The organism is Bacillus cereus group sp. N11 (genome assembly GCF_016483605.1).
GTDB lineage: Bacteria > Bacillota > Bacilli > Bacillales > Bacillaceae_G > Bacillus_A > Bacillus_A toyonensis.
Genome location: NZ_JAEHBN010000001.1, coordinates 705,930 through 718,885, shown reverse-complemented (window position 1 = coordinate 718,885; position 12,956 = coordinate 705,930). Strand labels below are relative to the sequence as shown.

Genomic DNA, 12,956 nt, shown 5'->3' with positions numbered 1-12,956 from the left:
GAAGGTGAGCTGAAAACTTGACAAAAAAACTTATTTATGATATAATTTACCAATATAAAAATAAAGTGTATAATAGGGTTCTCCTGGCCAGGGGGACCCTATTTTTGTTGTGAAAATGAAGGAGAGTGTATGTGCGTGAAACAAGGTGAAGCAAGTGTAACGTCGTTAGTATCAGCTTTTGGAAGGGCATATCATAGTGAATTTGATAGTCCTAAAATCTTTGATGATTATGTAGCTAAAGATTTCATTTCACAAAAAGAACTTAACAATATTGAAACGAATATGGTTCAAGGGATACATTTTTTCAATAAAGATATTGCAGAGCAGTTTCAAGATAATCCGAAAGAAATATTAAAATGGATTACACAAGTTCAGTTATCACCAACACCTTTAGCACGTGCAGCATATTGTGAAAAGGTATTACTACATGAAATTACATTAGGAGCAAAACAATACGTCATACTCGGTGCAGGCTTAGATACGTTCAGTTTTAGACGCCGAGAATTAGAAAATAAAATAGAAATATTTGAAGTAGATCATCCTTCTACGCAAGCGTCTAAGAAGGAAAGAATAAAAGAAGCAGAACTTGAAGTTCCAAATAACCTTCATTTTGTTTCAATGGACTTTACGAAAGGATTTTCCTATGAACAGTTACGCAATGAAGGATTTGAAAATAAAAAGACTTTCTTTAGCCTTTTAGGTGTTACGTACTATTTAACGAAAGAGGAACTTACTAGTTTATTAGAATGTTTATTCGAGATGGTTCCGGCAGGCAGTTCTATCGTTTTTGATTATCCCGATGAAAACTTGTTTACGGAAAAGGGACTGTCCAATCGAGTTGAAAACATGGTGAAAATGGCTGCGGTAGGCGGAGAACCGATGAAATCATGTTTTTCTTATGCCGAAATGGAAGCACTGTTAGAGAAGGCGGGCTTACTCATTTATGAGCATTTATCACCAGTGGACATAAATAAATTGTATTTTGAAGGAAGAAACGATTATTTAGAAGCTTTTGAGACGGTACATTATGTGCATGCGGTGAAAAGGTAAGAAATTAGTAGGCATGGGGAGGAATCTCTGTGTCTTTTTTGTATTAAATTTCCTGCCCTCGAATAAAGAACAGTAAAACCCCTAAGTATGTAGAACTTTGATTTTTATTACAATTTTGTAAGGTTAAGTAATAAAAATCGATAGAACGGGATATTAGAATGGGATACTCTGATTTATGGATAGAATATTCTGAAAAGAGGGTGAAGCAAATGAAGAATAGGCAAAAAGCATCGATAATATGCAAAAGTATTTTATGTTTAATGATTTGTATATTCATTACGAATGAAGTATGGTTTACAAATGTGGTGAGGGCAGAATCGGGCACGTTGACTAATAGAAGTATAGAGAATTTCAAAAAAAAGATGGATGAACAGGTACCAAAATGGCAGGAGAATTATGAGGTACCAGGGGTTGCAATAGGTATCGTACATGAGGGGCGTATTGCTTATACACTTAACTACGGTTATGTAGACAAAAAGACAAAAAAAGCGGTGAGTGATGATACATTGTTTCAAGCTGGTTCTATATCTAAAAGCCTTACAGCGTGGGGAATCTTGCATCTTGTAGATGAAGGTCGTTTATCACTAGATGATCCCGTTGGAAAATATCTGACCAAATGGAAATTACCTAATTCAGAGTTTAATAATAATGAAGTCACGATAAGAAGATTGTTAAGTCATACAGCAGGGCTGTCTGCACATAAAGGATACCTCGGGGTTGTACCAGGGAAACATCTTGACTCTATTGAGGAATCTCTGTCTGGAAAAGGATGGCTTAATGAACCAGTGGAGGTTACCAATAAACCAGGTTCAGAAACAATTTACTCTGGTGGCGGATATACAATTTTACAACTTGTAATTGAAGAGGTTACCGGAATACCGTTTGATCGTTATATGGAAGAACAAATTATGAAACCTTTAGGAATAAAATCTAGTTCATTCTTACAACGTCCTGAAAACCATAACCTTTCGAAAGCTTATGGATATTTTGGAGAGGAGCTCCCTAGTTACCAATTTACCGAACAGGCTGCTGCAGGTCTTAAGACAAATGTTACGGATATGATGACATTGATACTTGCAAGCATGGATGCAAATAATAAAGGGAATGGTGTCATCAAAAGTGAACATGTTGAAGAAATGCAAAAGCTAGTATTAGGGGAGAATGGTTTAGGTATATTTGAAAAAAAACTATCTAATCAATGGAAATTACTTTATCATTCTGGTGACAATCGAGGCTGGCATTCTTTTTATGGTTTCATTCCTAATACAAAGGATGGATTGGTAATCCTTACAAATGGTGAAGGTGGTATAGACTTACGACAGGATATTTACCACGCATGGATTGAATATGAAACGGGAAAATTACCTGAAAGTTACTTCTCTCTAGCTGAGCAGAGAAAAAACAACTCTATTACATCAATTGTTATTGGAGCCACACTTGGTTTATATTTGCTGCTATTTGTGATTAGATTGTACAAAGGTAGAAGAACTTTCATTTTTAAGCAAGAGAAGAGATCCTACATCGGATTAGTAGTTAGGACATTTTTACTTATTATTACTGCTATCCTCGTATTTTGTGCTGCCTATTTGTGGAGAGTTTTCAGCTTGAATTCCGGTAATACAATAAATTTTATTCTAATAATGGTATGGATTATAACATTATTAATTAGTGGATTTTTCCCGAAAATTAAAAGTAATAAAAAACAACGTATGAAACGAAAAGATTTAACATCAAAATTTACATGTATGTAATGTTAAAGGCTAGAAAGCTAGATTGGCGCGAATCTCGAATTGTGGAGTGCAATGAAAAGACAAAATCTCTTAAAAAACAATTAATTTTTCACTCCATTAGCCTTTACAATCTCTCCCTATAATATGAATTGGACAAGCACCTAAGAGAAAGCAGAACATGTCAGTTTGCACATTCTATTAGTAGGGGGAGAATTTGTATGAAAAAGACAGTTGCTTCATTAGCTGTTATGGCGGCATTATTACCGACATTTTCAGCACATGCGGAAGGGAAAGAGCAAGTCCGAAAATCAGCTACAACTTTTAACGTTATTAGTGATATTCAAGGGGATTTAGGGGACTTTGATCACGTGTTAAAAGATATGAACAAAGTGACGCCACTTTCTAGAGCGCTTATTATGAATGGGGATATAACGCCAACTGGACAGCAGTCACAATATGATGATGTGAAGCGTGTGTTAAACAAAAATAAACATCCGGAAAATGTATGGTCAACTGTTGGGAATCATGAGTTTTATGCTGGGAAATGGACAGCTGACGGGAAACTTTCTCAAAATACATGGCCAAATGGTGTAACTGAGGAAACGCTATTTAACCGTTATCTGAAATTCAGTGGGCAAGAAAAGGTATATCATAAAAAAGAATTAGACGGTTATCCGCTTTTATTTTTAGGAACTGAAAAATATATGAAATACCACGATTCAAAAATGTGGGACGAAGTATATATGAGTGATGAACAATTAGGTTGGCTTAAACAAAATTTAGAAGAGTATAGCCAAAAAGATAAAAATAAACCAATTTTCATTTTCTCTCATCACGTTTTACCTGATACGGTATCCGGATCGAAACAATCACCATATTTACAAGATTATTTAAACGTGGATAAATTGTACGATATATTAAAAGACTATCCGCAAGTTGTTTTCTTCACGAGTCATACGCATTGGGATTTAAACTTACCTGACTGGGCTGGTAAAAAGAAAATTAAAGGCGGAGATGAAAAAGGTTTCACTGTTGTAAATACGGGCGGGATTGAAACAGGCTGGATGTCAGCAGGACCAAATGGTGGAGAGAAAACTGCTCCTGATGGATATTCATTTAAACAAGGACTGCAAGTGAAAGCATACGGTAACGATGTTGTCGTAACGGCTTACGATTATAAACGTGATAAGGATATTAAGAAATTATTAGTTAGTGATTCAAAAGTTGCGCAAATGGCACCAAATGTAACAGCTGATGATAGTAAAAACGTAATTGCCGGTGCAACTGAATACATGGAGTACTCTATAGAAGGAACGAATGAGTGGTATACGTATAATAAAGCAAATCCTCCGAAATTTGATGGAGATAAAACTGTATACGTACGTCATAAAGGTGAAATGAATTTAGAGCCGGGATTAACGCAGTTACTTCGTTTTTCGGTAAATAAGTGATTGGAGGGAGCCCACATTTGAATGTGTGGGCTCTTTTTTGTTGATGAAAAATGGGTGCTTGTCTGTCGTTTTTTGTCGATAGATCGATATATTAAGAAAATCGTTGATATATTGCAAGTTACGATCGATATATTTGAAAAACCGTTGATATATTGTAAGTAATGAACGATATATTTAAAAAATCGTTGATATAAATTTCATGTACCGTAATTAAGTTAAAATCATTAATACGGTTTTACTTATCAAAATGAAATTCTAATACATTTTTAATCCAGAAAGATGACTTCATCATTTTTACATGTAATAATAGTATCGTTACATATATTGTGAAAGAAGTACAAAAGGAGCGTTACAATGAATTTAGCTAAATTCCCGAGAAAAAAATATACAGAATCATATACACCGATTGAAAAGTTAAACAATTTTTCTGAAGTACTTGGTGGGCCGACTATTTATTTTAAACGAGATGATTTACTTGGTTTAACAGCTGGTGGTAATAAGACAAGAAAGTTAGAGTTTCTAGTTGCGGATGCACAGGAAAAGGGTGCAGATACGTTAATTACAGCTGGTGGTATTCAGTCAAATCATTGCCGCCTGACACTGGCAGCTGCGGTAAAAGAAAAAATGAAATGTATCCTTGTATTAGAGGAAGGGCTTGAGCCAGAAGAGAAGCCAGACTTTAACGGAAACTATTTCTTATATCACTTATTAGGTGCTGAAAACGTAATTGTTGTACCAAACGGAGCAGATCTTATGGAAGAGATGCAGAAGGTAGCAAAAGAAGTAGGTGAAAAAGGTAGTACACCATATGTAATACCGGTTGGTGGATCAAACCCTACTGGCGCAATGGGATACATTGCTTGTGCGCAAGAAATTATGGCGCAATCATTCGAGCAAGGAATTGATTTCACTACAGTTGTTTGTGTAAGTGGTAGCGCGGGTATGCATGCTGGTTTAATTACTGGTTTTTCTGGAACGCAAAGCCAGATTCCTGTAATCGGAATTAACGTAAGTAGAGGAAAAGCTGAGCAAGAAGAGAAAGTAGCAAAACTTGTAGCTGAAACTTCAGCTCACGTTGGTATCCCAAACTTTATCCCGCGCGAAGCCGTTACATGCTTTGATGAATATGTAGGACCAGGATACGCTTTACCAACACCAGAAATGGTTGAAGCAGTTCAGTTACTTGCGAAAACTGAAGGTATTTTACTTGATCCAGTGTATACAGGTAAAGCAGTGGCGGGACTCATTGATTTAATTAGAAAAGGTACATTTAATAAAGAAGATAACATTTTATTCGTACATTCAGGTGGCTCTCCAGCTTTATATGCGAATACATCTCTATTTGCGTAAGTGTAAAAAGCATTGGGTATCCAATGCTTTTTTTGTTATATAGCGAATTTGTTAGAAGGTGAGAAGTGGATTACATGGGTTCAAATGTAAAATAATTCAGATATTGTTATAATCGATTGTTTAAAAATATTATGAGATGGACCTTAGTATGTATAAAGTTCGTTCTGTTTGCTACTGTTTTGTTTGATGTTCAGTATTTTATTACTAGATTAGCAAGTGATAAATTCAATAAGTTTTAAAAAGTTATAGGTGTTAGTTTGATTAAAGTATTGCTACAAATATTGACTTTATAAATAGAAGAAACCCAAACAATTTAATCAAAATGTTTGGGTTTTAATTTTAGATTCTTTACATTTTTATAAAAAAGATTGATCGTTTTATGTGGCCTACTTAAATATTTTGTCATTTTTAAAAAAAGTTCATTTATATATTCCTTCAAAATCTTATTTACATGTGTATAAAGGATTTAGTCAATAAAGAAGATTTAAAATGTTATGGTGAGAAAAGGGAATTGTTAAAAAGAGAATATCTATTCGAAGAGTTTGGCAAAATACTGCAAGGATAAAGTATTCTTGTGCAGATATGCAAACGATTTAAACGAATCAATGAAATTTATAATGAGGGAGCAAACAAATATATGAGTGAAACATTACATAAAAGAAAACCACCATATTTAATGCTTGTAATTCTTTTTATTGGGGCCTTTGTTTCATTTCTAAATAACTCGCTTTTAAATGTAGCTTTGCCATCAATAATGAAAGATTTAGACATTCAAGATTATTCAACAATCCAGTGGCTTTCTACAGGATATATGCTTGTTAGTGGTATATTAATTCCGGCATCAGCATTTTTAATAACCCGCTTCTCAAATAGGAGCTTATTTATTACATCCATGGTGATTTTTATTTTTGGTACTGCCTTAGCGGCTGTAGCACCGAACTTTGGTTTATTACTTACTGGCCGAATGGTTCAAGCAGCAGGTTCTTCAGTCATGGGGCCTTTGTTAATGAATATTATGCTAGTAAGCTTCCCAAGAGAAAAACGGGGAACAGCAATGGGGATTTTTGGATTAGTTATGATTACAGCTCCAGCAATTGGACCAACACTATCAGGTTATATTGTAGAGTATTATGACTGGCGTTTGCTTTTTGAAATGATTTTACCGTTAGCAATCATTAGCTTACTATTAGGGATTTGGAAATCTGAAAATGTCATGAAACAAAACAAAAATGCAAAACTTGATTATCTCTCATTATTATTATCTTCTATCGGTTTTGGCGGTTTGTTATATGGGTTCAGTTCTGCAAGCTCAGATGGTTGGACGGATACAGTTGTCGTAACAACTTTAACCATAGGCGCTATTGCCCTAACTGCTTTCATTATCCGTCAATTAAAAATGAATGAACCGTTATTGGATTTACGTGTTTACAAGTACCCAATGTTTGCACTTGCATCTGTAATTGCAATTGTCAACGCGGTGGCCATGTTTTCAGGTATGATTTTAACACCAGCTTATGTACAAAACGTCCGTGGCATTTCGCCGCTGAACTCTGGGCTGATGATGCTTCCGGGTGCGGTAATAATGGGGGTTATGTCACCAATTACAGGTAAACTATTTGATAAATATGGCCCTCGGATTCTTGGCATAGTAGGACTTTCCATTACAGCTGTTTCAACTTATATGCTGGCAAACCTGCAACTCGACTCTAGTCACACGCATATTATTCTTATTTATACACTGCGGATGTTTGGGATGGCGATGGTGATGATGCCGCTTATGACAAATGGTCTTAATCAATTGCCAACTCGCTTAAATCCGCACGGTACAGCTGTTAATAATACAGCTCAACAAGTGTCAGGTTCGATTGGTACTGCTATTCTTATTACGATTATGAATTCTGTAACAACAACAAAAGCTGAAAGTTTAATGTCTGATGTAGATCCAACAACCTTCACAGAAGCTACGAAGGCAATGTTAACGCAGAAGGCTTTATTATCCGGAATTCAGCATTCATTCTATGTAGCGCTTGGCATGAATGTTGTTGCACTGCTATTAGTTTTTTTCGTTAAACGTGTAGATACAAGTGCGGAAGCAGTCGATAGGTTAAATCGTTAAAGCAAAAAAACTCTTGATAATGATTCCTATAAGTTTCTTGCTGATTAGTTAGGCTGTGAAGAAATACAATTTTTTGTTGCTAAGGCGTCGGTATTTAAAGTTGGAAAAGAACCAGTGAAATAATTATATATAGTAAAAAGGATCTGATATTCATATCAAATCCTTTCAGATTGAAGACAAACACATTGTTCAATTAAATAATGTGTTTGTTTTTTATCTATTTCTCTATCCTTCTCAACCTTTTTATTCGGTGTTTTTTTATTTTTACTCAATATTTTCTACATGTAAACACTTAGTTTCACAGTAATAGCCTTTGCCACCAACATAAACTTTTTCTATTTCATTCTTGCTATTGGTTGCTAATTTAACTAATATTTCGGAAGGCGAGTGTAAAGAATAACCTTGTTCAAATACATAGACTTCTTTTTGTAAGTAGTGCTGTTCATAAAGGTAGCAAGCTAATGCACCGTTTGAAGTTCCAGTCGCTGCTTCTTCATTGATATCGTATAGTGGAGCAAAGTTTCTGCATATAATTCGATTGTCATTAAAAGTATATAGATGCATCCCGACAACATTATAATACTTGCTGATTTTTTTAATTTTTTCAAAATTAGGTTGCATTGTATGTAATTGTGTTTCGCTTTTTATAGGAATTAAAATATCTTTTAAGCCCGTGGAGACAATTTGAATTGGGTATTTATTGTCTATATCTTTAATGTCAAAGCAGTCGATAAACTCATTTGGAGATATAACATCATAGAATATCGGTTCGTTTTGTTCCATGAATATGATGTCCTCTTTTATGGTAATAGTAAGAACACCGCTGTTCGTTTCAATCGTATAGCGATTCTTGAAAAGTTTATTTAAATGCATCAGTATCGTGAAAGAGCCAATTGTGGCATGCCCACATAAATCAACTTCTTCTTTTGGTGTAAAATACTCAATTTTATAATCAGCAATTTCAGATTCTGATATAAATGCGGTTTCCGCATAGCCCAGTTGTTTGGCTATTGCCATTTTTTGAGTAGTGGTCAATGTATTCTCCATAAATACCACTCCTGCTTTATTTCCGCCTTTATGATCCTTGCTAAATGCACTTGCAACATAAACAGATATTTTCATAAGACACCTTCCTCACTTATAGTAAATTGTAACATGGAAAGCACTACGTATAAATGTTGTTGGATAAATTTACTATAAAGCAAGAGACAAACTATTTTTTAGCATCGGAACTCTCTGGAAATAGTTTCACTAGTCAAACATTACTTACTTATCGTATTTGTTTGACTGGACATTAAAAACTATGGGCTTTCCAAATACTACAATCTTAAGCTCATCAACTTCTTTGTTTTGGGTGTTCGCTTTTCTTAGCTTGACGGATATGTAGTGCAACTGTAGCTGTAAAATAAAGTGTGATCAAAATATGTGGGGAGTTTTTAGATTATCTTTTAACACCAACATCATAATGCTCCAATTATAATAATTCGCTTCATTGTAAGTTAGTATTTTTTTCTGCAAATTATAAATCTAATGTCAACAAACAACTTAGATTACCAACCTTATAAGCAATATCATAATCATGAATAGTTAGGGAAAAGATAAAGTAAGGTAATCAATTACATATCTTTATCCCAGGCGATTGCTTGCTATCTTCTCTTTATTGAATGGGGTATTTTATCCCGCTATTTGCCGGGCAGTAAGACCCCCACCTCAAAATTCAGCGGAAGCAAAGAAGTTAGGTGGGGGCCCTGCTGCCCGTAAAAGCCCGATTGGTGAGGGCTGATTAAAGTTTCACTTTATTTTATGCTTTTTGAAAGGGTGTTTTTAATGGATAAAAAAGTATCTGCCATTCCTCAGCCGAAAACATATGGACCGCTGGGGAATCTCCCATTAATCGACAAAGATAAACCGACCTTATCTTTTATCAAGATAGCGGAAGAGTATGGTCCTATTTTTCAAATTCAAACTTTAAGTGATACCATCATTGTCGTTTCTGGACATGAACTGGTAGCAGAAGTCTGTGACGAAACACGGTTCGATAAAAGTATAGATGGTGCTTTAGCAAAAGTTCGCGCCTTTGCTGGGGACGGGTTATTTACAAGTGAGACTGACGAGCCTAACTGGAAAAAAGCTCATAATATTTTGATGCCTACATTCAGCCAACGGGCAATGAAAGATTACCATGCCATGATGGTCGATATTGCTGTACAACTCGTTCAAAAATGGGCAAGACTGAATCCGAATGAAAACGTAGATGTTCCGGAGGATATGACCCGTCTTACATTGGATACAATTGGTCTATGTGGTTTTAATTACCGATTTAATAGCTTTTATCGTGAGACCTCTCATCCTTTTATCACTAGCATGAGCCGTGCTCTAGATGAAGCGATGCACCAATTACAGCGACTGGATATAGAAGACAAACTCATGTGGAGAACGAAACGTCAATTTCAGCATGATATCCAATCCATGTTTTCTTTAGTAGATAATATTATTGCTGAACGTAAAAGTAATGGAAATCAAGAAGAAAATGATTTACTTGCCCGTATGTTAAATGTGCAGGATCCGGAAACTGGTGAAAAATTAGATGATGAAAATATTCGTTTTCAAATTATCACTTTTTTAATAGCTGGGCATGAGACAACAAGTGGATTGTTATCTTTTGCAATCTATTTTTTATTAAAGAATCCGGATAAGTTGAAAAAAGCCTATGAAGAAGTAGATCGGGTATTGACAGATCCTACTCCAACATATCAACAAGTTATGAAACTTAAGTACATACGGATGATTTTAAATGAATCGCTACGTCTATGGCCTACTGCTCCAGCATTCAGTCTCTATGCAAAAGAAGATACAGTAATTGGTGGGAAATATCCAATTAAGAAAGGAGAAGATCGTATTTCTGTTCTTATTCCACAGCTACATAGGGATAAAGACGCATGGGGAGACAATGTGGAAGAATTCCAACCTGAACGATTTGAAGAGCCGGATAAGCTTCCTCATCATGCTTATAAGCCATTTGGAAATGGTCAACGAGCATGTATCGGTATGCAGTTTGCACTTCATGAAGCCACTCTCGTAATGGGAATGCTTCTTCAACATTTTGAATTAATCGATTATCAAAACTATCAGCTGGACGTAAAACAAACATTAACGCTAAAGCCCGGTGATTTTAAAATTAGGATTCTACCCCGAAATCAAACTATCAGTCATACTACTGTTCTTGCGCCTACAGAGGAGAAACTGAAAAACCATGAAATCGAACAGCAAGTTCAGAAGACTCCTTCTATTATTGGAGCTGATAATCTTTCGCTGCTTGTTCTGTATGGCTCGGATACAGGGGTAGCAGAAGGTATTGCAAGAGAACTAGCAGATACAGCTAGTTTAGAAGGTGTTCAAACGGAAGTAGTAGCTCTTAACGAGCGAATTGGAATTCTGCCAAAAGAAGGAGCAGTTCTTATTGTAACTTCATCTTATAATGGAAAGCCACCAAGTAATGCAGGGCAGTTTGTGCAGTGGTTGGAGGAATTAAAACCGGATGAGCTAAAAGGTGTTCAATACGCAGTTTTTGGTTGTGGAGATCACAATTGGGCTAGTACTTATCAGCGGATTCCAAGATACATTGATGAGCAAATGGCTCAAAAAGGAGCAACGAGATTCTCTAAACGCGGAGAAGCGGATGCAAGTGGTGATTTCGAGGAACAACTCGAGCAATGGAAACAAAGCATGTGGTCTGATGCGATGAGGGCATTTGGACTAGAACTTAACAAAAATATGGAAAAAGAGCGCAGTACTTTGAGTCTGCAATTTGTTAGTCGTCTTGGAGGATCTCCTCTTGCCCGAACATATGAAGCAGTTTATGCATCTATACTAGAAAATCGTGAACTCCAATCATCCAGCAGTGATAGAAGTACGCGGCATATCGAGGTATCCTTGCCAGAAGGTGCTACGTATCAAGAAGGAGACCACCTTGGAGTGCTACCAATTAATAGCGAGAAAAATGTTAACCGAATTTTAAAACGCTTTGGATTAAATGGGAAGGATCAAGTCATACTGAGCGCAAGTGGGCGCAGTGTAAATCACATACCTTTAGACAGTCCTGTTAGTTTGTTTGACCTTATTAGTTATAGTGTCGAAGTGCAAGAAGCAGCCACTCGAGCACAAATACGAGAAATGGTGACATTCACAGCATGCCCTCCTCATAAAAAGGAATTGGAATCATTATTGGAAGAAGGAGTTTATCATGAAAGAATATTAAAGAAACGTATTTCAATGTTGGATCTGCTTGAAAAGTATGAGGCTTGTGAAATCCGATTTGAACGATTTTTAGAACTTCTTCCTGCGCTCAAACCGCGTTACTATTCTATTTCAAGCTCGCCACTCGTTGCACAGGATCGTCTGAGCATTACGGTTGGTGTTGTTAATGCACCTGCATGGAGTGGGGAAGGGACATATGAAGGCGTCGCTTCTAATTATTTAGCTCAGCGTCATAATAAAGATGAAATTATCTGTTTCATTCGAACGCCACAATCAAACTTTCAATTGCCTGAAAATCCAGAAACACCAATTATCATGGTGGGACCAGGTACTGGAATTGCACCATTCCGTGGATTCTTGCAAGCGCGTCGTGTTCAAAAGCAAAAAGGTATTAACTTAGGACAAGCGCATCTATATTTTGGTTGTCGTCATCCTGAAAAAGATTATCTTTATCGTACAGAACTAGAAAATGATGAAAGAGATGGATTAATCTCTTTACACACAGCTTTTTCTCGTCTAGAGGGACATCCAAAAACATATGTACAGCATTTAATAAAACAAGATAGAATCAATTTAATTTCGTTATTAGATAATGGAGCTCATCTTTATATATGTGGTGATGGAAGTAAAATGGCTCCGGATGTAGAAGATACCCTTTGTCAAGCATATGAAGAAATTCATGAAGTTAGTGAACAAGAAGCAAGGAATTGGTTGGATCATTTGCAACATGAAGGACGATACGGGAAAGATGTTTGGACTGGAATATAAATGATCCTTAATTAGATGAGTAATCTGTAACGAATGAACTTCTTTCGACTAAATGTTACTTTACAAAATAAACGTATGGATAAAAATCCCGTATTTTTTATGGAATACGGGATTTTTCTATTTTTTAATAAGCTGGACTGATATTGTAGAAAAAGAAAAAATCTCATATGAAACTAAATTAGAGTGTTACACATAGAGTAGGGCCGTTCTATTAAAAAACTAAGTTTGATTAAA

The 12,956-nt window shown here is 35.8% G+C and carries 7 protein-coding genes; 6 read left to right on the top strand and 1 reads right to left on the bottom strand.

The genetic code is table 11. The features are described from left to right. Positions 1-129 precede the first annotated feature (129 nt). From JDS98_RS03680 to JDS98_RS03660, 5 genes are all read left to right on the top strand, one after another. Positions 130-1,050, top strand: a complete 921-nt coding sequence (locus JDS98_RS03680; RefSeq protein WP_199633563.1) for a class I SAM-dependent methyltransferase — start codon at positions 130-132, stop codon at positions 1,048-1,050. Positions 1,051-1,259: 209 nt separating this feature from the next. After that, positions 1,260-2,801, top strand: coding sequence for a serine hydrolase domain-containing protein (locus JDS98_RS03675; protein ID WP_097959507.1), 1,542 nt, complete (start codon positions 1,260-1,262; stop codon positions 2,799-2,801). 197 nt (positions 2,802-2,998) lie between these two features. Next, positions 2,999-4,231 (top strand): DUF4073 domain-containing protein, encoded by a 1,233-nt coding sequence (locus tag JDS98_RS03670; protein ID WP_097959508.1) that lies wholly within the window; start codon positions 2,999-3,001, stop codon positions 4,229-4,231. 354 nt (positions 4,232-4,585) lie between these two features. Next, positions 4,586-5,581 carry a D-cysteate sulfo-lyase gene (cuyA, locus tag JDS98_RS03665; protein ID WP_199633562.1) on the top strand — a complete coding sequence of 332 codons (996 nt, stop codon included), beginning with the start codon at positions 4,586-4,588 and terminating at the stop codon, positions 5,579-5,581. A gap of 637 nt (positions 5,582-6,218) precedes the next feature. After that, positions 6,219-7,697, top strand: coding sequence for an MDR family MFS transporter (locus JDS98_RS03660; RefSeq protein ID WP_097959510.1), 1,479 nt, complete (start codon positions 6,219-6,221; stop codon positions 7,695-7,697). A 264-nt stretch (positions 7,698-7,961) separates the two neighbouring features. Here JDS98_RS03660 and JDS98_RS03655 read toward each other — a convergent pair whose 3' ends face one another. Beyond that, positions 7,962-8,819: a PhzF family phenazine biosynthesis protein gene (locus JDS98_RS03655; protein WP_000704338.1), complete on the bottom strand. Its 858-nt coding sequence runs from the start codon at positions 8,817-8,819 to the stop codon at positions 7,962-7,964. A 705-nt stretch (positions 8,820-9,524) separates the two neighbouring features. On the opposite strand from JDS98_RS03655, the gene cypD reads away from it, so the two are divergent. Further along, a complete protein-coding gene (gene cypD / locus JDS98_RS03650) occupies positions 9,525-12,722 on the top strand; it encodes a bifunctional P-450/NADPH--P450 reductase (protein WP_199633561.1) in 3,198 nt (1,065 codons plus the stop codon). Positions 12,723-12,956 lie beyond the last annotated feature (234 nt).